General features: G+C 65.6%; 25 protein-coding genes. 14 read left to right on the forward strand and 11 right to left on the reverse strand.

Annotation, left to right across the window (positions count from 1 at the left end; genetic code table 11):
* Window positions 1-57: 57 nt before the first annotated feature.
* Both EN857_RS08005 and EN857_RS08010 read right to left on the reverse strand, forming a co-directional pair.
* Complete coding sequence (locus EN857_RS08005) at window positions 58-1,095, reverse strand: zinc-binding dehydrogenase (protein WP_127391347.1); 1,038 nt, start codon at window positions 1,093-1,095, stop codon at window positions 58-60.
* 50 nt (window positions 1,096-1,145) lie between these two features.
* The gene (locus EN857_RS08010; protein ID WP_127391346.1) at window positions 1,146-2,387 is read right to left on the reverse strand and encodes an acyl-CoA dehydrogenase family protein; all 1,242 of its coding nucleotides are present in this window, start codon (window positions 2,385-2,387) and stop codon (window positions 1,146-1,148) included.
* A 130-nt stretch (window positions 2,388-2,517) separates the two neighbouring features.
* On the opposite strand from EN857_RS08010, the gene EN857_RS08015 reads away from it, so the two are divergent.
* The 6 genes from EN857_RS08015 (at window position 2,518) to EN857_RS08040 (ending at window position 6,911) form a co-directional block, all read left to right on the forward strand.
* Window positions 2,518-3,333, forward strand: a complete 816-nt coding sequence (locus tag EN857_RS08015) for an SDR family oxidoreductase (RefSeq protein ID WP_127391345.1) — start codon at window positions 2,518-2,520, stop codon at window positions 3,331-3,333.
* Window positions 3,334-3,858, forward strand: a complete 525-nt coding sequence (locus tag EN857_RS08020) for a MaoC family dehydratase (RefSeq protein ID WP_281015710.1) — start codon at window positions 3,334-3,336, stop codon at window positions 3,856-3,858.
* Entirely contained in the window at window positions 3,855-4,889 is a 1,035-nt protein-coding gene (locus EN857_RS08025; protein ID WP_127391344.1) for a phosphotransferase, read from the forward strand. Before EN857_RS08020 ends, EN857_RS08025 begins: the two co-directional genes overlap by 4 nt.
* 18 nt (window positions 4,890-4,907) lie before the next feature.
* Entirely contained in the window at window positions 4,908-5,684 is a 777-nt protein-coding gene (locus EN857_RS08030) for an SDR family oxidoreductase (protein WP_127391343.1), read from the forward strand.
* A gap of 117 nt (window positions 5,685-5,801) precedes the next feature.
* Entirely contained in the window at window positions 5,802-6,446 is a 645-nt protein-coding gene (locus tag EN857_RS08035) for a TetR/AcrR family transcriptional regulator (protein WP_127391342.1), read from the forward strand.
* 219 nt (window positions 6,447-6,665) lie between these two features.
* Window positions 6,666-6,911 carry a DUF680 domain-containing protein gene (locus EN857_RS08040; protein WP_127286101.1) on the forward strand — a complete coding sequence of 82 codons (246 nt, stop codon included), beginning with the start codon at window positions 6,666-6,668 and terminating at the stop codon, window positions 6,909-6,911.
* A 69-nt stretch (window positions 6,912-6,980) separates the two neighbouring features.
* Here EN857_RS08040 and EN857_RS08045 read toward each other — a convergent pair whose 3' ends face one another.
* The 5 genes from EN857_RS08045 to EN857_RS08065 form a co-directional block, all read right to left on the reverse strand.
* A complete protein-coding gene (locus EN857_RS08045; protein WP_127308945.1) occupies window positions 6,981-7,205 on the reverse strand; it encodes a hypothetical protein in 225 nt (74 codons plus the stop codon).
* A 59-nt stretch (window positions 7,206-7,264) separates the two neighbouring features.
* Window positions 7,265-7,843, reverse strand: a complete 579-nt coding sequence (locus EN857_RS08050) for a sarcosine oxidase subunit gamma (protein WP_127391341.1) — start codon at window positions 7,841-7,843, stop codon at window positions 7,265-7,267.
* Window positions 7,836-10,829, reverse strand: coding sequence for a sarcosine oxidase subunit alpha (locus EN857_RS08055; RefSeq protein ID WP_127308943.1), 2,994 nt, complete (start codon window positions 10,827-10,829; stop codon window positions 7,836-7,838). Before EN857_RS08055 ends, EN857_RS08050 begins: the two co-directional genes overlap by 8 nt.
* Window positions 10,826-11,122, reverse strand: coding sequence for a sarcosine oxidase subunit delta (locus tag EN857_RS08060; RefSeq protein WP_127286935.1), 297 nt, complete (start codon window positions 11,120-11,122; stop codon window positions 10,826-10,828). Before EN857_RS08060 ends, EN857_RS08055 begins: the two co-directional genes overlap by 4 nt.
* A gap of 63 nt (window positions 11,123-11,185) precedes the next feature.
* Complete coding sequence (locus EN857_RS08065; protein WP_127286937.1) at window positions 11,186-12,439, reverse strand: sarcosine oxidase subunit beta; 1,254 nt, start codon at window positions 12,437-12,439, stop codon at window positions 11,186-11,188.
* A gap of 270 nt (window positions 12,440-12,709) precedes the next feature.
* On the opposite strand from EN857_RS08065, the gene EN857_RS08070 reads away from it, so the two are divergent.
* The 7 genes from EN857_RS08070 (at window position 12,710) to EN857_RS08100 (ending at window position 18,373) form a co-directional block, all read left to right on the forward strand.
* Window positions 12,710-13,468, forward strand: a complete 759-nt coding sequence (locus EN857_RS08070; protein WP_127391340.1) for an SDR family oxidoreductase — start codon at window positions 12,710-12,712, stop codon at window positions 13,466-13,468.
* Between the two features lie 109 nt (window positions 13,469-13,577).
* Entirely contained in the window at window positions 13,578-13,964 is a 387-nt protein-coding gene (locus tag EN857_RS08075; protein WP_127308941.1) for an SET domain-containing protein-lysine N-methyltransferase, read from the forward strand.
* A 177-nt stretch (window positions 13,965-14,141) separates the two neighbouring features.
* Window positions 14,142-14,405, forward strand: coding sequence for a 30S ribosomal protein S21 (rpsU, locus tag EN857_RS08080; protein ID WP_126058367.1), 264 nt, complete (start codon window positions 14,142-14,144; stop codon window positions 14,403-14,405).
* Window positions 14,406-14,600: 195 nt separating this feature from the next.
* Window positions 14,601-15,455 carry a tetratricopeptide repeat protein gene (locus EN857_RS08085; protein WP_127287196.1) on the forward strand — a complete coding sequence of 285 codons (855 nt, stop codon included), beginning with the start codon at window positions 14,601-14,603 and terminating at the stop codon, window positions 15,453-15,455.
* A gap of 275 nt (window positions 15,456-15,730) precedes the next feature.
* Complete coding sequence (locus tag EN857_RS08090; RefSeq protein WP_127287195.1) at window positions 15,731-16,204, forward strand: DUF992 domain-containing protein; 474 nt, start codon at window positions 15,731-15,733, stop codon at window positions 16,202-16,204.
* 73 nt (window positions 16,205-16,277) lie between these two features.
* Window positions 16,278-16,760, forward strand: a complete 483-nt coding sequence (locus tag EN857_RS08095) for a DUF992 domain-containing protein (protein WP_127393779.1) — start codon at window positions 16,278-16,280, stop codon at window positions 16,758-16,760.
* A 164-nt stretch (window positions 16,761-16,924) separates the two neighbouring features.
* Window positions 16,925-18,373: an MFS transporter gene (locus tag EN857_RS08100; protein ID WP_127393778.1), complete on the forward strand. Its 1,449-nt coding sequence runs from the start codon at window positions 16,925-16,927 to the stop codon at window positions 18,371-18,373.
* 30 nt (window positions 18,374-18,403) lie between these two features.
* Here the strand turns inward: EN857_RS08100 and EN857_RS08105 are convergent, their stop codons facing one another.
* Window positions 18,404-19,246: a LysR family transcriptional regulator gene (locus EN857_RS08105; RefSeq protein WP_135858274.1), complete on the reverse strand. Its 843-nt coding sequence runs from the start codon at window positions 19,244-19,246 to the stop codon at window positions 18,404-18,406.
* A gap of 96 nt (window positions 19,247-19,342) precedes the next feature.
* Here EN857_RS08105 and EN857_RS08110 point away from each other — a divergent pair, with 96 nt between their 5' ends.
* Window positions 19,343-20,674 (forward strand): aspartate aminotransferase family protein, encoded by a 1,332-nt coding sequence (locus EN857_RS08110; RefSeq protein ID WP_128346401.1) that lies wholly within the window; start codon window positions 19,343-19,345, stop codon window positions 20,672-20,674.
* A gap of 36 nt (window positions 20,675-20,710) precedes the next feature.
* Here EN857_RS08110 and coaBC read toward each other — a convergent pair whose 3' ends face one another.
* The 3 genes from coaBC to ubiE form a co-directional block, all read right to left on the reverse strand.
* Complete coding sequence (coaBC, locus tag EN857_RS08115) at window positions 20,711-22,183, reverse strand: bifunctional phosphopantothenoylcysteine decarboxylase/phosphopantothenate--cysteine ligase CoaBC (protein ID WP_210214026.1); 1,473 nt, start codon at window positions 22,181-22,183, stop codon at window positions 20,711-20,713.
* Between the two features lie 70 nt (window positions 22,184-22,253).
* The gene (ubiB, locus tag EN857_RS08120) at window positions 22,254-23,828 is read right to left on the reverse strand and encodes a 2-polyprenylphenol 6-hydroxylase (RefSeq protein WP_128346400.1); all 1,575 of its coding nucleotides are present in this window, start codon (window positions 23,826-23,828) and stop codon (window positions 22,254-22,256) included.
* Between the two features lie 42 nt (window positions 23,829-23,870).
* On the reverse strand, window positions 23,871-24,647 hold the full coding sequence (ubiE, locus tag EN857_RS08125) for a bifunctional demethylmenaquinone methyltransferase/2-methoxy-6-polyprenyl-1,4-benzoquinol methylase UbiE (protein ID WP_127308935.1): 777 nt from the start codon (window positions 24,645-24,647) through the stop codon (window positions 23,871-23,873).
* Window positions 24,648-24,781: the final 134 nt, after the last annotated feature.

Consider the following 24,781-nt stretch of genomic DNA (forward strand, 5'->3'; position numbering starts at 1 on the left):
CCGCCCCTCATCCGCCCTTCGGGCACCTTCTCCCCGTGAACGGGGTGAAGGGAAAACCTACGGCTTGATGAACACCTTGCCGTTCGGTTTGGCGAGCTCCCCCGCCGCGCGGCCGATCGCCTCTTCCAGCGGCACCACCGCCGTCACATCCGTCGACCAGCGGCCGTCGGAAAAGCGCTTCTGCGCCTCCATGACCGCCGGACCCATCCGGTCGCGGTGCTCGCGCATCCATTCAGCGAGCCAGAAGCCTTCGATATGCTTGTGCTGGAAGATCAGCTGGCCCGGCTCGCGGATGACCGTCGGCTCCGCGTCGAGCCGGCCATAGACGATCCAGCGCGAGCGCTTCGGCATGGCGTTAAAGATGGCCGAGGCCAGCGGCCCGGTGACCGCGTCGAGGAAGATGCGCGGCTGCTCTGCCTTTATCACTTCGCGCAGCCTGGCCTCGAAATCCGGCGCCTTCTCGTTGAGCACATGGGCGGCGCCGACTTCCTTGAGCAGCGCGATCTGCTCGTCGCGGCGCACGGTGACGATCGGCTTGTAGCCCTCTTCCTTGGCGAGGCCCGCTATCAGCTTGCAGAGCTGGCTGGCGCCGGCTGTCATGACAAAGGCCTTCTCGCTGTCCTGCTTGACGATGTCGAACATGGCGAGCGCGGTGAGCGGGTTGACGATCATCGCCGCCGCATCCTCGTCGCGCACCGTGTCGAGCAGCGGGATGCAGGACGCCGCTTCCGCGACCGCATAGTCGGCCCAGGCGCCCCAGTTCGACAGGCCGGTGGCGAAGGCGACGCGCTTGCCGGCCAGACCCGTTGCGTAGGGCTCGCCGCCGGTCGCGGCCACGATGCCGACGCCCTCGAAGCCGGCCGGCCGACCCTTGACCCGCGGCTGGCCGTACTGGCCCTTGATGAAGGCGACGTCGGACGGGTTGATCGAGGCCAGGCTGACCTTGATCAGCACCTGGCTCGGTCCGGGTGTCGGCACCGCGATCGTGCCTTGCTCGAGATAGGGGTCCATCGTCTCAAGCGCGCTGCCCGATGGCGTCTTGGTGTAGCCGTCGCCGGTCAGCAGCAGCGCCTTCATTTCGGATGGGAGGGTCATCGGGGATACTCCTTGCTTGTCGCAGAGCAGTGACTGGCCAAGCCTCGCGCTCAGACCTTCTCCTGCGTGTATTTCTTCAGCTCGGTTCGCGCCACCTGCCGGCGGTGCACGGCGTCGGGCCCGTCGGCGAGGCGCAGCGTGCGCAGATGCGTCCACGAGCGCGCCAGCGGCGTGTCCTGGCTGATGCCTTGCGCGCCGAACATCTGCACCGCCTCGTCGGTGACCTTGAGCGCGACGCGCGGCGCCACGACCTTGATCTGGCTGATCCAGGGCGCGGCGGCGCGGGCGTCGCCCTGGTCGATCATCCATGCCGCCTTGAGGCAGAGCAGTCTCGCCATCTCGATCTCCATGCGGCATTCGGCGATGGTGTCGAAATTGGCGCCGAGTTTCGCCAGGGGCTGGCCGAAGGCCTCGCGGCGCACCGAGCGCTGGCACAGCATCTCCAGCGCCATCTCGGCCTGGCCGATGGCGCGCATGCAGTGATGGATGCGGCCCGGTCCCAGCCGCCCCTGCGCGATCTCGAAGCCCCTGCCCTCGCCGAGGATCAGGTTCGACGCCGGCACGACCACATTGTCGAACCTGAGATGCATGTGGCCGTGCGGCGCATCGTCGTCGCCATAGACCTGCATGGCCCTGAGCTTGGTCACGCCCTTCGCATCGGAAGGCACCAGGATCATCGAATGCTGGCGATGACGCGGATCGTCGCCGGAGCCTGTCCTGACCATCACGATGTAGATGGCGCAGCGCGGATCGCCGGCGCCGGACGCCCACCATTTCTCGCCGTTGAGCACATAATCGTCGCCGCGCCGCTCGCAGCGCATCGAAATGTTGGTGGCGTCGGAGGAGGCGACGTCCGGCTCGGTCATCAGATAGGCCGAGCGGATCCTGCCGTCGAGCAGCGGCTCCAGCCATTGTTGCTTGTGCTCCGCCGAGCCGTAGCGCTCCAGCACCTCCATATTGCCGGTGTCGGGCGCCGAGCAGTTGAAGGTCTCGGCTCCCAGATGCGCCTTGCCCATCTCCTCCGCCAGATAGGCGTATTCGACCGTGGAGAGGCCATAGCCGCGCTCGGAACCGGTCAGCCAGAAGTTCCACAGCCCGCGTTCCCGGGCGGTCTTCTTGAGGCCCTCGAGGATTTCGGTCTGCCGCGCCGTGTAGACCCAGCGGTCGCCGCCCTTGCCGATCTCGGCCAGGAACTCCTCGCCGAGCGGCGCGATCTCGTCGCGCACCATCGCCGCGACGCGCGCGTGGATCGGCTTCAGTCGCTCGGTCATGCCGAGATTCATATCCGCCATCGCTTCCGGTCCTTTCGGAGATGCCTCTTTACCCGTGGCAAGGATGACCGTACTTCGGCTAGCCTTGTCAACGCGAGTCCCCAGGCGAGTCCCCTGGCCTCGGCCTGCGGCGAGATTGCGGAGGAGCGCCATGAGCTATCTGGACGAGCTGTTCTCGGTCGCCGGCAAGACCGCGCTGGTCACGGGTGCCGCGACCGGCATCGGCCGCATGGCGGCGACCGCCCTGGTCAGGGCCGGCGCCAGCGTCATGATCGCCTCCCGCAAGGGCGAGGACTGCATCAAGGTCGCGGACGAACTCAACGCCCTCGGCGGCCCGGGGCATGCCGAGGGCTTTGCCGGCGACGTCTCCAGCGAGGCCGGCATCGCCGCGCTCGTCGCCGAGGTAAAGGCGCGGACGGAGCGGCTGCACATTCTGGTCAACAATGCCGGCATCTCCTGGGGCGCGCCGCTGGAAGAGTTCCCCTACCACGCGTGGGCCAAGGTGTTCGGCGTCAACGTCACCGCCGTCTTCCATCTGACGCGCGAGCTGCTGCCACTGCTCGACGCCGCCGCCAGCGAGGCGGATCCGGCCCGGGTGATCAATCTGGGTTCGGTGATGGGCACGCAGCCGCTTGCCGATGATGCCTATTCATACACCGCCTCCAAGGCCGCGGTTCATCACCTGACGCGCACGCTGGCGATCGAGTTCGCCGCCCGCCGCATCACCGTCAACGCCTTCGCCCCCGGTCCCTTCCAGAGCCGGATGACTGCCTTTGCGACCGGAACCGAGGAACAGGCGAAACATGTCGGCGGCCATGTTCCGATCGGCCGCATCGGCATGCCGGATGACATTGCCGGCGCAACGCTCTATTTGTGCAGCCGTGCGGGCAGCTACGTCACCGGCGCCATCCTGCCGATCGACGGCGGCCAGTCGGTGCAGCATGGGCTGACCCTGTTCAAGGAATGAATGTCCGACCGGAACGCCGGCGGGGGTGAAGTGGAGGACATCAGCGTGGAACCGATCAGTCTCGATGTGCTTCTGGCCAGCGTCGGCAAGGAAGTCGGCGTGTCGCCCTGGCGTGTGGTCACGCAGCGCATGATCGACCAGTTCGCCGACGCCACCGACGACCACCAGTTCATCCACTGCGACCCAGACCGCGCCAGCCGCGAGACGCCGTTCGGCGGCACCATCGCGCATGGCTTCCTGTCGCTGTCGCTGCTCTCGGCGATGACCTTCGAGACCATGCCGCCGCTCGAAAACAGCAAGATGGGCGTCAACCACGGCTTCGATTCGCTGCGCTTTTTGGCGCCGGTAAAGACCGGCGCGCGCATCCGCACCCGTTTCGTGCTCGCCGACGTCAAGGTCAGGCCCTCGGGCTGGGTGCAGACGGCGCATGACGTGACCATCGAGATCGAGGGCTCGAAGAAGCCGGCGCTGACCGCGCGCTGGCTGACCCTGACGCTAATCGAGCGCCAGCCCGAGACCGCATGAACGACCTGAACGCGCTCGATCAGGCGGCGCTTGCGCCCTATCTCGAGGCGCATATCCCGGGTTTTGGCGGGCTTTCCGCCATCGAGAAGTTCAAATCCGGACAATCGAACCCGACCTATCTTCTGACCGCGGCAAGCGGCCGCTACGTACTGCGCGCCAAGCCGCCGGGCCAGTTGCTGAAATCAGCGCACCAGGTCGATCGCGAGTTCCGGGTGATGAAGGCGCTTGCCGCCACCGCCGTGCCGGTGCCGCGCATGCTGCATCTGTCAGGCGAGGAATCGCCCATCGGCCGCATGTTCTACCTCATGGAGTTCCTCGACGGCCGCATCTTCTGGGACCCGTCGCTGCCGGATGCATCCGGGAACGAGGATCGCGCCGCCATCTACGACGCCATGAACGCAACGCTGGCCGCCTTGCACGATGTCGACGTCGAAGCTGTCGGGCTTGTGGATTTCGGCAAGTCCGGCAGCTATTTCGAACGCCAGTTCGGCCGCTGGACCAGCCAGTACCGCGCCTCCGAAACGGGCATGGTGGCGGACATGGATCGGCTGATCGCCTGGCTGGAGACGCACATGCCGGCCGATGATGGCCGGGTCTCGCTGGTGCATGGCGACTACCGGCTGGACAACATGATCTTCGCAGCCAGCGAGCCGCAAGTGATTGCGGTGCTCGACTGGGAGCTGTCGACGCTCGGCCACCCCTTCGCCGACATCGCCTATCAATGCATGCAATGGCGCCTGCCGCATGCATCGGGCTTTCGCGGCCTCGGCGGGGTCGACCGCGCAGCCCTCGGCCTGCCCTCGGAAGAAGCCTATGTCAACGCCTATTGCCGCCGCCGCGGCCTTGCCGGCATCGGCAACTGGAGCTTTTTCCTCGCCTTCTCCTTCTTCCGGCTGGCGGCGATCTGCCAGGGCGTCTACCGCCGCGCGCTGGACGGCAACGCCTCCAATCCGGAAAAGGCCAGGACCTATGGCGAGGCGGTAAAACTGCTTGCCGCGCTCGCCGTGGACCTGATCGACAACAAGATTTGACAATGGGAGAACTGAGCGATGGGCCGTTTCGATGGAGCGACGGTGCTGATCACCGGTGCGACCGGCGGCCTCGGCCGCGGCGCGGCAAACGCCTTCGCCGCCGAAGGTGCGCGGCTGGTTCTTTCCGATCTCGACGAGGCTGCGCTACGCGATTTCGCCGCGACGCTTGATGTCGAGTCGACAATCCTCCCCGGCAACATCGCCGACGAGAAACTCTCCGAGGATCTCGTCGCGCTGGCGGTGGAGAAGTACGGCCGGCTCGATATTGCCGTCAACAATGCCGGCATCGTCCATTCCTTCGTGCGCCTGCCGCAGGTGGCGTCGGACGAGGCGCGCCGGGTGCTGGAGGTCGACCTGCTCGGCGTCTTCTACGCCATGAAGCACCAGATCCCGCAGATGGAACGGCAGTTCAAGGCAAGCGGCAAGGGCGGCGTCATCGTCAACGTCGCCTCTGTCGCCGGCCTGTCCGGCGCGCCCAAGCTGTCGGTCTATGCCGCCGCCAAGCATGGCGTTGTCGGGCTGACGCGCTCGGCCGCTGCCGAATATGCCACCAAGGGCGTGCGCATCAACGCAGTCTGTCCCGCGCATACCAGGACCGCGATGGTGGACGGCTTCGTCCGCGCCAGCGGCTCCCCGGAAGCCGAGGCGATTGCCGAACTCACGCGCGGCGTGCCGATGAAGCGGGTCGGCGAGGTTGACGAGATCACGACGGGGATCCTGTTTCTTGCCGATCCCGCCAACTCCTTCATGACCGGCCATGCGCTGGCGCTCGACGGCGGCATCGGCGCCATCTAGGAATTGCGTTGGAACAAAGGGTTAGGGCGGACGTTGGGGAACCTGCCACGCACTTGTTCGTTTCCGTACAGCGTATATAATTTAACAAGGCAACCAACCAACGAAGGCAGGCAAACCTTGCCGTTGAGCGTCCAGACACGCCGCGAAAAACAGAAAGCAGAGCTGCGCTCCGAACTGGTCGAAGCGGCCCACAAGCTCGTTCAGGAAGAAGGCTATGAGGGCCTGACCATCCGCAAGCTGGCCAAGCGGGTCGGCTACGCGCCGATGTCGGTCTATTCCTACTTCGCCGACAAGCAGGACATCCTGTTCGCGCTGGCCGAGGACGCCTTCGAGACGCTGGCGCGGCGGATCGAGGCGCACCCCGCCGACGATCCGATCGAGGCCCTGCAGGCGGTGATGACCGAGTACGCCGCCTTCGGCCTGGGCAATCCCAACGAATACCGCACCGTTTTCATGACCGAAAAGACCCGGCTGCCGGAAGGCCGCAGTTACGAGGACATGGAAGAGGGCAATCCGGCGATGAAGGTGCTGATCAGCAGGGTCGAGGCCTGCGTCGCCGCCGGCAAGCTCAAGGGCGACCCGCGCGCCATCGCCACCATGCTGTGGGCGGTCGGCCACGGCACGATCTCGCTCTTGATCACCTTTCCGTTCTATCCGTTCGGTGACCCGCAGGCCTTCGTGAAGCGGATGTGCGATTTCACGCTTGCCTCGCTTTCGACGCAGGACGTGCCGCCGCTGACCGAGACGCCAGTCAACTGCTGACTGGAGCAATTCCGCCCAGCGGTTTTGGGCCGGAATTGCGCAGGAGCGAACCCCCGGCTTTTACCGTCCGATCTGGCCGAGCGTCGCGCAGTGCGACATTTTCGTATTTTCAGAAAATTTGACCGTACATGTACAATTTCTCACTTGAACTCCCACTCCTCCGGACGTATATGTACGCCATATCGTACATGTACGAACAAGATTGACCGGAGAAAGATGATGAAAAAGACAATCCTCGCTCTCGCTACCGTCCTGGCTTTCTCGGGCGCCGCTTTCGCCGGCACCAGCCATCAGGCCAAGCAGGCTCCTGCCGCGGCTTGCGTCCAGACCAACGCCAATGTGAAGCTCGATTGCGGCACGACCGGCTCGGTCGAAAAGACCGGCGCGACGACCAAGACCGACGCCGCCAAGGGCCAGCGTCTGGGCATCGAAATCGATCCGTGGATCGTGCCCAGCACGTTCTAAGGCGGTTCGAACGCCACGAAATACTCAAAGGGCGGCAGGATATCCTGACCGCCCTTTTTGCTGGCCTTCTTACCTGCGTGGCTTGCGCCCCGGCACCGTCTTGGCCTTGCCAGGTCTTGCGGGGCCGCCCGGAATGGAGGTCGAGGTGATCGACACCGGATCGCTGGCCGGGAACGTGTCCTCGAGACCTTCCTCGAGTTCCTCTTCCTCGACCTCGTGTGTTCGTTCGTGCTCGAGCGAGCGGACGGCCGCCGTCTTCCTTGGCGGTGGCTTCGGCGCGGATTTCGACGGCATCGGCATTCTCCCTCGACACGCTGCCGCAAAACGGCGTGGCGTGGCGATGGTTCCTGTCCTCACGCCGCCGCGTCGCTCGCCGCTTCCGACAGCAGAGTAAAGACATAGTCCGAGAACGAACGCCAGCATTCGACCCGGAAGGCATCCGCCGCCGTGCGCAGCAGCACGATCTCGGCCTTGCCGAGGATGGTGCGCGAAGCCGCCCCGACCGGGAACGCGTCAAGAGAGAGATCCTGCGGGCAGCCGGAGTTGACGGTCACGGCGGCCGCCGGGCCGGTGACGGAAAACGCGACGTTGCGGTGCGAGATGTCAACCGCCGAATGCAGCGCCGTCACCTTGGCGCAGTCGGCGAGCGGATCCTTGCCCGCCTCGTCGATCACCAGCCATTCGTCCGGTCCGAGCCAGAGCGCCGTGCGCCCGGCCTTGGCCGCCGAGGTCTTCGGCTTTGTCGGCAAGCTCACGCCGAGCGCCTTCGAAAGCGCGGTCAGCGAAGCCTCCGGCGCGCGTACCGAAATGCGCTCGGCCGGCGCCAGCACGGCGAGCGTGACGCCCTTCGCCTCTATCGTGCGCCCGGCCAGCGCCGGACGGCGCTCGGCCGACGAGCCGGCAGCGGTTGTCTTTGCGGCAGCCTTAGCCATTGAGGCGCTCCCCCTTCTCGTCGAAGAACACCATGCCGGTGACTTCCACCTCGATCGTCCCGTTCGGCATCGGCACATAGAGCGTCTTGCCCATGCGGTCGCGTCCGCCGGCGACCAGCGCCAGCGCGATCGAACGGCCGCAATTCTCCGACCAGTAGCTGGAGGTGACGTGGCCGATCATCTTCATCGGGATCGCTTGGCCAGGATCCTCGACGATCTGCGCGCCCTCTTCCAGCACCACCTTGGGGTCCTTAGTCTTGAGGCCGACAAGCTGCTTGCGACCCTTGGCGACCAAATCCGGCCGGGCCATGCCACGGATGCCGACGAAGTCGGGCTTCTTCTTGCCGACCGCCCAGTCGAGGGCTGCATCGTTCGGCGTCACCGTGCCGTCGGTATCCTGGCCGACGATGATGTAGCCCTTCTCGGCGCGCAGCACGTGCATGGACTCGGTGCCGTAGGCGCAGGCGCCATGCTTCTGGCCCTCGGCCCACAGCGCCTCCCAGACGGCCTGGCCGTAGTCGGCCGGCACGTTGACCTCGAAGCCGCGCTCGCCGGTGAACGACATGCGGAACAGCCGCGTCGGCACGCCGCAGATCTTGCCTTCGCGCACCGACATATGCGGCAGCGCCTCGTCCGACATGTCGATGCCTTCGACCAGCGGCGCGATAATGTCGCGCGACTTCGGCCCTTGCACGGCGATGACCGCCCACTGCTCGGTGATCGAGGTCAGCCAGACATTGAGATGCGGGAACTCGGTCTGGAGATAGTCCTCCATATGGTGCATGACGCGCGGAGCGCCGCCCGTCGTCGTCGTCACATGGAAGCGGTCCGGCGCCAGCCTGCCGACGACGCCGTCATCATAGATGAAGCCGTCCTCGCGCAGCATGATGCCATAGCGGCAGCGGCCGGGCTCCAGCTTCTCCCACGGATTGGTGTAGAGCAGTTCCATGAACTTGGCCGCGTCCGGCCCGACCACCTCGATCTTGCCCAGCGTCGAGGCGTCGAACAGGCCGGCCGTCTTGCGCACGGTGACGCATTCGCGGTCCACGGCTGCGTGCATGTCCTCGGCTCCCCGGGGGAAATACCAGGCGCGCTTCCACTGGCCGACATCCTCGAACACCGCCCCTTGCGCCGCGGCCCAGGGATGGATCGCCGTCCGACGCGTCGGGTCGAACAACGCACCGCGCGCATGGCCGACGATCGATCCAAAGGTGACCGGCGTATAGGGCGCGCGGAAGGTGGTGAGGCCGACCTGCGGGATCGGCTTGCCGAGCGTCTCGGCGGCGATCGCCAGGCCGTGCATGTTGGACGTCTTGCCCTGGTCGGTCGCCATGCCGTTGGTGGTGAAGCGCTTGACATGCTCGATCGAGTGCATGCCTTCGTGCACCGCCTGGCGGATGTCCTTGGCGGTGACGTCGTTCTGGAAATCGACGAAGGCCTTGACCGTCGTGCCCTGTCCGGCGCCGGGCGCGGCGCCCAGCATGCCGCGCGACCAGCTCTCGCTGGCATCGACCTTCGGCTTGGCGCCTTTACCCGCCTTGCCGCCGGCCTCCTTCGCCGCCTTGGCGCCCGCCGCATAGGCCTCGTCGACCGTCGCGTCGAGGCCATCCGTGCCGTTGCAGGCGCCGACCGAAACGCAGTCCTGCGCGTAGGTTCCCGGCACGAAGCGCCGCGTCTCCTCGTTGAAGGCGACCTTGCCGCGCGACTGCGAGAACAGATGCACCGACGGCGTCCAGCCGGCCGACATCAGGATCGCGTCGACCGGGATGGTGCGCTCGCCGCCGCCATTCTTCGGCTGCACCGTCATCGACGACACGCGCAGCTTGCCGCCGGCGCGAACAACGGCGCGGCCGAAATTGATCTCGATGCCCAGTCCTCTCGCCTCGTCGATCACCGGTCCGGTCGGGTTGTCGCGCAGGTCGACGATTGCCGCGATGTTGACGCCGGCCTTCTTCAGGTCGATCGCCGCCGCATAGGCGGAATCGTTTGCCGTGTAGACGCCGACATTCCTGCCGACGGCGACGCCGTAATGGTTGAGATAGGTGCGCGCGGCCGAGGCCAGCATGACGCCCGGACGGTCGTTGTCGGCGAACACCATGTGCCGTTCGATGGCGCCGGTCGCCAGCACGACTCGGCTGGCGCGGACTTGCCAGAGGCGCTCGCGCGCCAGTTCGCGGCCGGGGTTCTGCAAATGGTCGCTGACGCGCTCGACCAGGCCGACGAAATTCTGCGCGTAATAGCCGAAAGCAGTCGTGCGCGTCAGCAACCGGACGTTGTCCATTGCCTTGAGCCTGGCGATCGCAGCTTGCGCCCAGGCAAAGCCGTCCTCGCCGTCGATCCTGGCGCCGGCCTCGAAGCGCAGGCTGCCGCCGAATTCGGCCTGCTCGTCGGCGAGGATCACCCTGACGCCGGTCTCGGCCGCGGCGAGCGCCGCGGCGATGCCGGCAGCGCCGCCGCCCAGCACCAGCACCTCGCAATGGGCATAGCGCGCGCCGTAGTGGTCGGGATCAGGCTTGTCCGGCGACACGCCGAGGCCTGCCGCGGCGCGGATCTTCGGTTCGTAGAGGCTCTTCCAGGCCGCCTTCGGCCACATGAAGGTCTTGTAGTAGAAGCCGGCCGAGAACAGCGGCGAGGCAATGTCGTTGACCGCGCCGACGTCGAAGGCGAGCGACGGCCAGCGATTCTGCGAGTTGGCGGTGAGCCCGTCATAGAGCTCCTGCACGGTCGCCCGCACATTCGGCGTCTTACGTGCATCGTCGCGCACGATCTGCACCAGCGCGTTGGGCTCCTCCGCGCCGGCCGACAGGAAGCCGCGCGGCCGATGGTACTTGAACGAACGGCCGACGAGATGGACGCCGTTGGCGAGCAGCGCCGAGGCCAGCGTGTCGCCCTCGACGCCGGTATAGGCCTGGCCGTCGAAGCTGAAGCGGGCGGTCTTCGCCTGCTTGAGGCGGCCGGCGCCGGAAATGCGGAAAGAGATGCTCATTTCGAGGCTCCCGGCAGCTTCGCAGGCTTCGGCTCGCCGGCCTTGTAGGTCATGATGAACTTGTCGGTGACGGTGTCGCGCACGGCGTTGAAGAAGCGCGCGCAGCCATGCATGTGGCGCCAGCGCTCATAGATCACCCCCTTGGGGTTCGAGCGGATGAAGAAGAACTTCTCGAAATCGTCGTCGCTCTCGCCGGCAATGTTGGTCGAGCGCGCGATATGCGCCTCGCCGGCGTTGCGGAACTCGAGTTCCGGGCGCTCTTCCTCGCAATAGGGGCAGCGGATGAGAAGCATTTGTTGGTTCCTACAATTCGCCGTGGCCGGTGGCCGGTTGGTCGCAAAGCCTTTCGGCAGCCATCAATGCGCCACCGCCGCCGCTGCCGCCTCGTCGATCAGGCGGCCGGTGCGGAAGCGCTCGATGGTGAAGGGCGCGTTGATCGGGTGCGGATCGTCCTTGGCGATGGTGTGGGCAAAGACGTGGCCCGAGCCCGGTGTGGCCTTGAAGCCGCCGGTGCCCCAGCCGCAATTGACATAGAGGCCCTTGACCGGCGTCTTGGCCAGGATCGGCGAGCGGTCGGGCGTGACGTCGACGATGCCGCCCCAGGAGCGCAGCATCTTCATGCGCGTGAAGATCGGGAACATCTCGCAGATGGCGTCGAGCGTGTGCTGCAATATGTGCAGGCCGCCGGTCTGCGAATAGGAGACGTACTGGTCGGTGCCGGCGCCGATGACCAGCTCGCCCTTGTCGGACTGCGAGATATAGGCGTGCACCGTGTTCGACATGATCACGCAAGGCACCACCGGCTTGACCGGCTCCGACACCAGCGCCTGCAGCGGGTAGCTCTCCAGCGGCATGCGCACGCCGGCCATGTTCATGATCACCGAGGAATGGCCGGCGGCGACCACGCCGACCTTCTTGGCGCCGATGAAGCCGCGCGTCGTGTCGACGCCCGTGACCGCGCCATTGGCCGCACGCTTGACGCCGGTCACCTCGCAGTTCTGGATGATGTGGACGCCGCGCGCCGAGGCGCCACGGGCATAGCCCCAGGCGACCGCGTCGTGGCGCGCCGTGCCGCCGCGCCGCTGCAAGGCCGCACCCACGACGGGGTAGCGCGCATCCTTGGAGATGTTGAGCGGCGGGCAGAATTCCTTCGCCTGCTCCGGCGTCAGCCATTCATTGTCGATGCCGTTGAGACGGTTGGCGTGCACGTGGCGCTTCAGCACCTGGATGTCGTGCACATTGTGGGCGAGCATCATGACGCCGCGCGCCGAGTACATGACGTTGTAGTTGAGCTCCTGCGAGAGCCCATCCCACAGCTTCAGCGCATGGTCATAGATGCCGGCGCTCTCGTCATAGAGATAGTTGGAGCGGATGATGGTGGTGTTGCGGCCGGTGTTGCCGCCGCCGAGCCAGCCCTTCTCCAGCACCGCGACATTGGTGATACCGTGCACGGTGGCCAGATAGTAGGCGGTCGCCAAGCCATGGCCGCCGGCGCCGACGATGATGACGTCGTATTCCTTCTTCGGCTCCGGCGAAGACCATTGCTCTTCCCAGCCCTTGTGGCCGCGCATGGCCTCGCGGGCGATGGCGAATACCGAATATTTCTTCACGTTCCAGGCCTCGCGCCAGTAGCTTTCGCGGAATTTTGCGGCCGGGCATCCCCGCCTCGGCACGCGAGGAGTATCACTAGCGAAACCGCGCAGCCATCCTTGCGCTGTTTGCGACGGCGCTTGCCGTTTTGCGCCGTGGCATCCACAGGCGAGCAACCAAGCCACGCGGCACAAACCTCAATGCAGCTTTCGGGTGGCCCGGACCGCCGCCATTTGCGACCAAGCGTCCAATCGCTGGCAAGGCCGGCACGAAAGAAGGATGCTCAGAAGATGTTCGCACTGACAGACAAGGTCGCCATCGTCACCGGCGCCAGTTCCGGCATCGGCCGCGCCACGGCAAAGCTGTTCGCCGCAGAGGGCGCCAGTCTGGTCATCGCAGCCCGGCGCAAGGCAGAGCTCGACCTCTTGGCCGACGAGATCGAGGAGGCCGGCGGAAGCGCAGTCGCGCTTGCCGGCGACGTCCGCGACGAGGCCTATGCCAAGGCCCTTGTCGATCTCGCGGTCGAAACGTTCGGTGGCCTCGACATCGCCTTCAACAATGTCGGCGCCGTCGGGCAGATGGGATCGATTTCCGAGCTGTCGCTCGATGGCTGGCGCGAGACGCTCGATACCAACCTGACCAGCGCGTTTCTCGGCGCGAAATACCAGGTACCGGCGATGATCAAGCGCGGCGGCGGCTCGCTGATCTTCACCTCCACCTTTGTCGGCCACACCGTCGGCATGCCCGGCATGACGAGCTACGCGGCAAGCAAGGCCGGGTTGATCGGTTTGACACAGGTGCTTGCGGCCGAATACGGACCGCAGGGCTTGCGCGTCAACGCTTTGTTGCCGGGCGGCACCGACACGCCGGCGGCGACATTCAAGACCCCAGAATCGCGGACGTTCGTCGAAAATCTTCATGCGTTGAAGCGTGTGGCGCAGCCGGAAGAGATCGCCCGCTCGGCGCTTTATCTCGCCTCGGACGCATCGAGCTTCACCACCGGCACCGCACTGTTTGCCGATGGCGGCGTCTCGATCAACCGGACGTGAAGGGATAGGCGGCCACAGCACTGCCCGCCAGCCGAAAATCTCACGAAGCGGCCTTGCATTTCGCTCCGATTTGACGATTCCGTTTCCCGTCGATAACGGACGGTAAGAGATGCTGCTGATCAGGACCTACGTCGCCCAGAGCGCCATCGAAGGTGTCGGCGTTTTCGCCGCCGAGCCGATCCGCAAGGGCGCCTCGATCTGGCGCCTCGATCCGGATTTCGACCGGCTGATCCCGATGGAGAAATACGAGGCGGCGCCGCCGCATCTGAAGGAGCTGCTCGACCGCTACGCCTATCCGAGCCCCGACCGGCCGGGCTTCATGGTCTACGAGGTCGACAATGGCCGCTTCATGAACCATGCCGAGCGGCCGAACACGGATTTCTCGCAGTATGGCGGGGCGACCGCGACCCGCGACATCGCGGCGGGCGAGGAGATCACCTGCGACTACGGCGAATTCTTCGAGGATTTCGCCCGCCTGCACCTGGCGACCGCGTAGCGGGACGTCCGACCGGCAGCGGCGGGTTGCGATTTCGCCGCTCGATTGCATTCGGCAGTGGACAGGACGGCCTGATTCTGCTATCAGCCGCCACAATTCGCGGTGCAACCTGCCGCGGAGGCATAGTGGCTATGGCCGCTTGCCTGTTGATTTCAAACCCGAAAGACAGGATTGCACGTGCAGGTACTCGTCCGCGACAACAATGTTGACCAGGCGCTCCGCGCGCTGAAGAAAAAGATGCAGCGCGAAGGCATTTTCCGCGAAATGAAGATGCGCGGTCACTACGAGAAGCCTTCCGAGAAGCGCGCCCGCGAAAAGGCCGAGGCCGTGCGCCGCGCCCGCAAGCTGGCCCGCAAGCGCGCCCAGCGCGAAGGCCTGCTGCCGATGACGCCGCGTCCGGCTCCGGCTGGCGCTGCGGGTGCTGCGCGTTCGCCGCGCTGATACCGCCAATTTTTCGTCCTTTTCGAAGGATACCCAAGGGTGGCGCGATGCGGAATCGCCGCCACCCTTTTGCTTAGAGCGACGTGCGCCTGCTTGGACGCACAACGGATGCTCTGACACTTTGTGATGAAGTTTGACCCGGTTCGGAGAGGGAACGGACCTGACGGCGCGGCGGGCAGTGAGGACAAAGCAGAGATGAATTCAATTTCCGTGGAGCGCAGAACCGCAATGCGCGGCTTCGCCCTGACGGCGGCCCTGCTCTCGGGCCTGGCGCTTGCCGCATGCCAGACGGCCCCGACCGGCGAATTCAACAACATCGACAAGGCGCAGGGCTCGACCGAGAACATCTCCTCGCTGTCGGCGGTGATCCAGCGCAATCCGCAGGATCCGGAAGGCTACAATGTGCGCGGTTCGGCCTATGGCCGCGGCGGCCAGTACCAGGCGGCGCTGAAGGACTTCGACACCGCCATCCAGCTCAACCCGAATTTCTACCAGGCCTATTCGAACCGCGCGCTCATCCAGCGCTTCCTCGGCAACCAGGAGGCCGCGCTCGCCGACTACAACCGTTCGATCCAGATCAACGCCAATTACGACGCCGCCTTTATCGGCCGCGGCAATCTCTACCGCAAGGCGGGCCGCACCCAGGACGCCTTCAACGATTTCCAGAAGGCGATCCAGCTCGATACGACCGATGCCCGCGCCTACCACAATCGCGGCCTGATCTATCAGAGCCAGGGTCAGCACAAATTCGCCATCGAGGATTTCTCGACCGCCATCTCGCTGGCGCCGGACGCCGCCGAGCCCTACAACGGCCGCGGCCTCTCCTATCTGGCGACGGGCGACGAGGACAACGCCTTCTCCGACTTCAACATGGCCATCAAGCTCGACGGCAAGAACGCCGAGGCCTGGGCCAACCAGGCGCTGATCTACGAGCGGCGCGGCGACAAGGCGCGGGCGGCGAAGTCCTACCGCGAGGCGGTTCATCTCGATCCGAACTACCAGCCGGCCAAGGACGGCCTGTCGCGCACCAACACCGCCAGCGCCAGCTGATACAGCCGGCGCGCCGCGCGACGCCCTGTCGATAGGGTCGATCCCGCATGGCTGGAAGGCCTGGTCGCCAACGAGGCCTTCCGCCCAAAAGAACCGATCCTCAGTCGCAGATGCTTGGAAAATCCGCCGGCCGTGTCCGACGACGAACCGCTGTCACCCATGCTGACAGCGAGGGCAAAGCGTTAACCCTTGCCATGTTCGCGCCAAGTTTTCGGCGGAACGCTCCACGCACCTCGACCGTTAACCGGGGCCAAATTTGCGAAAGGACCTTTCCAATGATCAAGACACTTGCCTATGCCGCCGCGCTCGCCACCACGGTCCTCGCGTTCCCCGTCAACGCCGGCACGCTCCGGCTTGGCACGCTTGATTGCACCATCGACGGCGGCGTCGGCTATGTCATCACCTCGAACAAGGGCGTGTCCTGCACCTTCCGCCCGTATCATCATGGGCCGGCCGAGCAGTACACGGGAATGATCTCCAAGCTCGGCATCGATGTCGGCCAGACGCATCAGGGCCAGCTGGCATGGGCGGTTCTGGCCGCCACCCGAAGCCATGACGAGGGCGACCTTGCCGGCAGCTATTATGGCGTCAACGCCGAGGCGAGTGTCGTGACCGGCGGCGGCGCCAATCTCCTGGTCGGCGGGCTGGGTGGCGCCTTCATGCTCGAGCCGCTCAGCGTTCAGGCGCAGACTGGCGTCAACCTGGCGGTGGCGGTCACCTCGCTGGAGCTGATCCACTCCTTCAAATAAGGCGCATTTGCTCCCTTACGCGCGGCGCGGAACAGGTTACTGTTTCGCGCCGCATGCTTTTGGGGGGACCGCCATGCCAAGAACCATCATTGCCGCTGCTCTGATCGCTACCGCCTGCGCGGGACAGGCCGATGCGCAGAGCGGCGGCGTCGAGCTTGGCGTGCTCGATTGCGCCATCGGCGGCGGCACCGGCTTTGTCTTCGGCTCGAGCAAGGACCTGAGCTGCACCTTCACGCCCGCCGACAAGACTTTCGCGCCGGAGGCCTATTTCGGCGCCGTCAACAAATACGGGCTGGACATCGGCACCACCAAACAGAGTGTCATGCAGTGGCTGGTGCTGACGCCGCTGAAGAACATCTATGCGCCGGGCGCCCTTGCCGGCGACTATGTCGGCGCCAGCGCCGAGTTGACGGCGGCGGTCGGCGCCGGCGCCAATCTACTCGTCGGCGGCTCCGAACAGGCCTTCACGCTGCAGCCTCTCAGCTTGCAGACGCAGACCGGCATCAACATCGCCATCGGCGTCAGCCAGTTCCAGCTGCGCAGCACCGCCAACTGACAGCTCATCAAAAGCCGGTCTTCAAGCGTCGCGGCGTTCGCCATACATTCCTGAAAAGGCCTCTTGAGCTCAACCGCGCTTGAGGTTCTACAAGCTCAGCCGAACTGGATCTGGCGCCCTTTCGCGTTGCGGATGAGGCTGCGAATGGCAAGCAGGAGATCGACGTGACGGCGGCAAGCGGCAACAAGGCGGGCGGCAAGGTGGACTGGCGGGCATTGTGGGCGAGCGGCGACCTGGCGCGCTTTTGCTTCATCAGCCTCGGCATTCTGTTGCACGCCACCAACGAGACGATGGTGGCGACGGTGATGCCGGCGATGGTCGGCGAGCTGGCCGGCGTGCAATTGGTCGGCTGGTCGCTGGCGATCTACGAGCTTGGCGCCATCGTCGCCGGTGCTGCCGCCGGAAGGCTGGTGAGTTATGTGGCGCTGCGCACCAACATGATGGTTGCCGCCTTGCTCTATGCGGCCGGCGCGCTGATCTGCGCCACCGCACCCTCAATGCCGCTCTTCCTTGCCGGACGGCTGGTCGAGGGGCTGGGCGGCGGTGCGCTGGTGTCGCTGGCCTTCGTCTCGGTCGAGCGGCTGTTCCCGCGCAACATTTGGCCGCAGCTTTTCGGCATCATGTCGGCGATCTGGGGTGTTGCCGCCTTCAGCGGCCCGATGCTTGGCGCCATCATGGCCGAGCTTCTGTCGTGGCGCTGGGCCTTCGGCATCTTCACCGTCGGCGGCACCGCCATGGCGCTGGCAAGCTTCATCGTGCTCGACACGCCGCAGGCGACCAGGCCGCAGGTGGACAAGGGCACGGCGCCGCCCTTCCCTTATGCAGCGCTCGGCTGCCTTGCCGTCAGCGTCGTGCTGATCGCCAGCGCCGGCGTCGATGTCGCCCTGCTGCGCTCCTCGCTGCTGCTTGGGCTGGGGTTGATCGGCCTCGTGCTATTCTTCCGCATCGATGCGCTGAAGCCGGACTCGCGGCTGTTTCCGTCGCGGCTGTTTTCCTGGCGCTCGCCGGTCGGCAGCGGCATGACCATGGTGGCCGCCTTCTCGGTGGCAACCTGTTCCTTCGCCATCTATGGGCCGCTGCTTTTGACCACGCTGCACGGCATCCCGATCCTGACCACCGGCTACATCATCGCTGCCGAATCGATTGCCTGGTCGATCCTTGCGATCCTCGTCGCCAATGCGCCGCTGGAGCGCGAGCGACTTATCATCGTGGTGGGCGCGCTGATGATCGCGGCCGGCCTCGCCGGGCTTGCCTATGCAATCCCGAGCGGCTCGATTCCGTTGATCCTGCTCTGCGCTCTGCTGCAGGGCGGCGGCTTCGGCGTGTCCTGGCCGTTCCTCACCCGCGTCATCGTCGCCTCGGCCCGTGACGGCGAGCAGACCATCGCCTCCGCCGCGGTGCCGACCATGCAGCGCATCGGCTATGCGGTGGGGGCGGCGCTCGCCGGCATCATCGCCAATGCCAGCGGCTTTTCCGAAGGCCTGAACCGCGACGCGGCGGCGAACGTCGCCGGCTGGCTGTTCCTCGCTTTCGTGCCGCTCGGCATTCTCGGCTGCCTGGCGGCCATCAGGATCGCTATGCCAACCGCGCATCCACAGGAAGCGACGGGCTGACCTCGGGAGACAATCGGAGAGCGGAAGTTCTCACAGGGACGGCAGAACGGCTCGGATGTGATCGGCGAAGGCCTCGACCGCGGGTGATCGCTCGGTGTCGGCAAAGGCGACCAGAATGCCAAGCTGGGGCAAGCGAGGAAGCGGCGCGCCCAGAATATGGAGGTCCGACGGCACCGCATCCTCGGTCATCACGCTGATTGCCAGGCCCGACCGCGCCACGGCGATCAGCCCGGCAAGGCTGTTGCTGGCATAGGATATTTTGTAGCGCAGTCCGGCGCGCGCCATGGCCTCGCAAGCCGCCTTATGGTCGACGGCATTCGACGCCGACAACGCCAGCGGCACGATGTCGCCAAAATCGTAGAGGTCCAGCGCCGGCTTGCTGCCCACCCATACGAGCGCTTCGGTGCGCACATGCGCGTCGCTTGCGTTCGGACTGGAGACAAGCGCCAGGTCGATCTGGCGCGCGTTGAGAAGCGTCCGCAATTCGACGGTGGGCGCCGAAACCACCTTGATTTCGACATCGGGATACATGGTTCCGAAGCCCTTCAGGAGCGCGGGAAAGAACGCGCTCAGATAGTCCTCGGGACTGCCGAAAATAATCGAACCGTGCAGGCCTTTGTCGGACAGCGCCGAGATCGCCTCGTCATGGATTTTGAGGATGCGCTCGGCATAGGCCAGGAAGCGCTCGCCGCTGCCGGTGAGCCGCACCCCGCTGCCGCTGCGATGAAACAGGCTCTGGCCGAGGGCTTCCTCGAGCCGCTGCACCTGCATTGTCACGGCCGACTGCGTGCGTCCGACCTGTACCGCCACCGCACTGAGGGTTCCCGAATGCGCCGCGCGCACGAATGTCGCCAGCAGCTTGAGATCGAGCATATCAAATCCATTGATATCAGAATCCGACAACTATCAATTTTACTGCATCCGCGCCAGCCGCTAGATTGTTGGCGCAACGCTTGCTGGAGTTGAGAGATGTCGAAAAACTTGGAGCCTGGGTTTTGGGATTCGGCGCGCAAGCACCTGATCCGCTATGGCGGCAGCTTCGAGCCCGCCATCATCGAGCGCGCCGCTGGCTCCTTCGTCTACGATGCCGACGACAGGCCCATCCTCGACTTCACCTCCGGACAGATGAGCGCCCTGCTCGGGCATGCTCACCCCAGGATCGTCTCGACGGTCAGCCGCCAGGTGGAAAGGGCCGCGCATCTTTTCAGCGGCATGCTGTCCCGCCCGGTGGTCGAGCTTGCCGAACGTCTCGCCGCGCTGGCGCCCGGCCTCGACAGGGTGCTGCTGCTCTCGACCGGCGCCGAGTCCAACGAAGCAGCCATCCGGATGGCCAAGCTGGTGACCGGCAAGCACGAGATCGTCGCCTTCTCGAAGAGTTGGCACGGGATGACCGGTGCCGCCGCGTCGGCGACCTACAGCGCCGGCCGCAAGGGATATGGGCCCGCGGCGGTTGGATCTCTTGCGATTCCCGCGCCCAACAGCTTCCGGCCGCGCTTCAGGAATGCCGACGGTTCATTGGACTGGCTGACCGAGCTGAACGATGCGTTCGATATGATCGACAGCCAGTCGACCGGGAGCCTGGCGGCCTTTGTCGCCGAGCCGATCCTGTCGAGCGGCGGCATTCTGGAATTGCCGCAAGGCTATCTGGCGGCACTCCATCAGAAATGCCGCGAGCGCGGAATGCTGCTGATCCTCGATGAAGCGCAGACCGGCATCGGCCGCACGGGAGACATGTTCGCTTTCCAAAAAGATGGCGTCACCCCGGACATCCTCACGCTGTCCAAGACCATCGGCGCCGGGCTTCCTCTGTCGGCGGTGATGACGACGGCTGAAATCGAGGAAGCGGCGCACGACAAGGGCTTCCTGTTCTATACCACGCATGTCTCCGACCCGCTGCCGGCGGCCGTCGGCGTTGCGGTGCTCGATGTGGTGGAAGAGGAAAAGCTCGTCGACCGGGCCCAGCGCCTCGGAGCGAAACTGTTCGAAGGGCTGTCGCGGCTGAAGCAGCGATATGAATGTGTCGGCGACGTGCGCGGTCGCGGCCTGCTGCTCGGGGTCGAGATCGTCAAGGACGGCAAGGTGCCCAATCACGAGTTGGGTGCCGCAATCGCGGCGGAAGCGTTCCGGCGCGGCCTGAGCATGAACATCGTCAAGCTTCCCGGGATGGGCGGCGTCTTCCGCATAGCCCCTCCTTTGACCATCTCCGAGGAGGACCTGGGTCTCGGCCTGAGGATCATTTCGGAGTCCATCGAAGCCGGACTAGCCGCCAACGCGAGCCTTACAGGCATCGCCGCCGAGTGAAATTAGCCGGGCCGGCCGTCTTCGGCGGCGGGGCGTTCAGACAACGATGGTCTTCAGCCGCTCGGCAATGAGTGCGGCGAGCCGTGCCGCCACCTCGTCCTTGCCCATCTCGGGCCATTCCTCGACGCCTGCCTTCGAGACGATCCGCACCTTGTTGCGGTCGCCGCCCATCACGCCGGACGGGCCGATGCCGCTTTCATGCGAGACGTCGTTGGCGACGATGAAATCGGCGCCCTTCTTCTTCAGCTTGGCCTCGGCGTTGCTGATCAGATCCTGCGTCTCGGCGGCAAAGCCGACAACCAGCCCCGGCCGCTGTTTGTGATGACCGACGCCGGCCAGAATGTCCGGGTTCTCGACCATCTGCAGCGAAGGCGGTCCCTCGCCGGCCATCTTCTTGATCTTCTCGCCGGCGGCGTTCGCCGTGCGCCAGTCGGCGACGGCGGCGACGAACACCGCCGCATCCGCCGGCAAAAGGCTTTCGACTGCGCCCTTCATCTCGGCTGCGGTCTCGACATGGGTAGTGATGACGCCGGCCGGATCGGCGATGGTGACCGGACCGGAGACCAGCCGCACATCGGCGCCGAGCTTCGCCAACGCCGCCGCAATGGCGTGACCCTGCTTGCCGGACGAGCGGTTGGCGATGTAGCGCACCGGGTCGATCGGCTCATGCGTCGGCCCCGAGGTGACGATGATCCTGCGGCCCGCCAGCGGCTTCGGCCTCTCGTCGAGCAGCGCCTCGATCGCGGCTGCGATCTCCAGCGGTTCGGCCATGCGGCCCTCGCCCGCCTCGTTGCTCTCGGCCATCTCGCCTTTGGCCGGGCCGACGAAGACAACGCCGTCTTTTTGCAGGGTCGCCCGGTTGCGGCGGGTCGCCGGATGCGACCACATTTTCGGGTTCATCGCCGGCGCCATCAGCACCTTCTTGTCGGTGGCGAGAAGCACCGTCGAGGCGAGATCATTGGCATGGCCGTTGGCAAGCTTCGCCATCAGATCGGCGGTGGCCGGCGCCACCACCAGCAGGTCGGCCTCGCGCGACAGGCGGATATGGCCGACATCATGCTCGTCATTGCGGTCGAACAGTTCGGTGAAGACATGGTCGGCCGAAAGCGCGCCGGCCGAAAGCGTGGTGACGAACTCCTGCGCCGCCGCCGTCATCACCACCCGCACCGCCGCACCGCGCTCGCGCAGGCGGCGGATCAGGTCGAGCGCCTTGTAGGCGGCAATGCCGCCGCCGATGATGAGCAGGATGCGCTTGCCGGAGAGGCTGCCTCGCAGGGCAGCCTTGCCTGATGCGGCGACAATGGGCGTCGCCTGCTGGCGCGAGCCTGCCAGTTCGTGCAGCGTCTTCTCGATCTGGTCGAGGCGACCGGCGGATCCGACTTGACCTTCGACCGAGGCCCGAAGCATCACCCGCGCCTGCTCCTCCATCGAGCGGTCGTTTTCGGCCGCCAGCCGGCGCAGCAGGTCCTTGATTTCGTCGTCAAGATTGCGAATGGTGATGCTGGCCATGTGATTGCACTCTGCTTGGCATCTCTGGTTGCAATGATAGCAATGCAATCAAGAGAGGGCAACCAGACCGCTAGGCGAGCTTCCACACGATGTAGAGCAGCGTCAGCGCGATCACCCACAGGGCCACGCGGCCTGAGCGGGTATGGCGTGCCTCGGCCTTGCCGATGGCGCGTGCCGTCGCCTCGTCGAAGCGCAGCCCGTGCTCGGCCATCAGGTCGATCTCGCGCGACAGCCGCTCGGTGCGGGCGGCGATGTCGGGCGCCTGGCGGGCCAGCGCCAGCAGCGCCCTGGTGCCGTCGCGCGCATCGACAAGAAGGCCGCGCGGGCCGAGATTGCCGGCGATCCAGTCGCCCACCACCGGCTCGGATGTCTTCCACATGTTGAAGGCCGGATCGAGCGTGCGGGCGACGCCCTCGACCACCACCATGGTCTTCTGCAGCAGGATCAGCTCGGGCCGGGTCGCCATGTCGAACAGTTCGGTGACCTCGAACAGCAGCGTCAACAGCTTGGCCATCGAGATGGTTTCCGCCGGCTGGCCGTGGATCGGCTCGCCGATGGCGCGGATCGCTTGCGCGAAGGCCGAGACATTGTGCTGGCGCGGCACATAACCGGCCTCGAAATGCACCTCGGCGACGCGCTGGTAGTCGCGCACGATGAAGCCGTAGAGTATCTCGGCGAGGAAGCGGCGCTCCTTCTTGCCGAGCCGGCCGGCAATGCCGAGATCGACGGCGACGATGGTACCGTTGGCCTCGACGAACAGATTGCCCGGATGCATGTCGGCATGGAAGAAGCCGTCGCGCAGCGTATGGCGCAGGAACGACTGGATGAGGTTGGTGGCGATCGCCTTGAGATCGTGACCTGCCTCCACGAGGCCGGCAATGTCGTTCATCTTGACGCCGTCGACCCACTCCATGGTCAAGACGTCGCGGCCGGTCCGCTCCCAGTCGACCGAGGGCACGCGGAAGCCCGGATCGTCCTTGGTGTTCTCGCCGAGCTCGGACAGCGCCGCCGCCTCGAGCCTGAGATCCATCTCGATCTTGGTGGTCTGCGCCAGCGTCTCGGTTACCTCGACCGGCCGCAGGCGGCGCGACGAGGGGATGTATTTTTCCTGCAGGCGGGCGGCGAGGAAATAGCTTTCGAGATCGTGGAAGAAGCGCCGCCGCACGCCAGGCCGGATGACCTTCACCGCCACCCGGGTAGCAACCCCTTCCTTCACCGTCTCGGCGTTGTGCACCTGGGCGATCGAGGCGGCGGCGACGGCGCCGTCGAAGCTGGCGTAGAGATCGCCGATCTTGCGCCCGAGCGAGGACTCGATGGCGGCGATCGCCTCGGCCTGCGGGAACGTATGCATCTTGTCCTGGAGAAGCGCGAGGTCGAGCGCCATGTCGTTGCCGACGACATCGGGCCGTGTCGCCAGGAACTGGCCGAGCTTGACGTAGGATGGCCCCAGCCGCACCACCGCCTTGGCCAGCCGGTCGCCGCGCTTGTAGGCAAGCGCGCTGCGGCGGGTGAACAGCCGCGCCATGCGCCAGCCGAATTTCGGCAGGCCGGAAAGCTCCTCGCCCGGCAGCGCCGAGACGACGCCCTCGCGGACCAGCACCCAGCCGGCCCTTGCGAGCCGAAAGGCGGCGCCGACGCTGCTCATCGGACGCTGCTCATCGTCTGGCCTGCCTCAAGGTTTCCTGCCTCAAAGCTTCCAGCCCGAATGCAGTGCGGCGATGCCGCCGGAATAGTTGCGGAAGGAGACGCGGTCGAAGCCCGCCCGGGTGATCATGGAAGCGAAATTCGCCTGGTTCGGAAATTTGCGGATCGATTCGACCAGGTAGGAATAGGGTTCGCCGTCGCCGGTGACCGCCTGGCCGATCTTCGGGATGGCGTTGAACGACCAGGCTTCGTAGGCCTTGTCGAGCAACGGCATCTCGACCTCGGAAAATTCGAGACACAGCAAACGCCCGCCTCGTTTCAGCACGCGGAAGGCCTCGGAGAGCGCCACGTCGATACGCGGCACGTTGCGGATGCCGAAGGCGATCGTATAGGCGTCGAAAACATTGTCGGCGAAGGGCAGTTCCTCGGCATTGGCCTCGACGAAATCGGCGTTTTCGCTGAGGCCTTTCGTCTCGGCGCGGTCGCGGCCGACGTCGAGCATCGAGCCGTTGATGTCGAGCACCGTGGCGTGCGCGTGGCGATCGCTCGCCTCGATGATGCGGAAGGCGATGTCGCCGGTGCCGCCGGCGACATCGAGCACTTTCCAGCCCGGCCGTTTCGGCGGGTTGAGCCATGTCACCATGGCGTCCTTCCACAACCGGTGCAGCCCGCCCGACATCAGGTCGTTCATCAGGTCATAGCGATTGGCGACCTTGTGGAAAACGTCGTTGACCAGGGACTGCTTGTCACCGGCCCCTACCCGCTTGAAACCATAGGAGGTTTCCATGCCGCCCGCGGCCGTGGTTCTCTCACCTGACATTATTTTGATCCGTCATAAAACCGGCGGGACCATAGCCGATCACTGGTGCGGGCGCTATTGTTTAAGGCGCGGTGTTCGGCCGCGCTTCCAGGTGGTGGGCTTATTGACCTGGACCGAACTTGACGGGATGACTG

Origin of the sequence: Mesorhizobium sp. M4B.F.Ca.ET.214.01.1.1 (genome assembly GCF_004791545.1) — a bacterium.
Classification (GTDB): Bacteria; Pseudomonadota; Alphaproteobacteria; order Rhizobiales; family Rhizobiaceae; genus Mesorhizobium; species Mesorhizobium abyssinicae.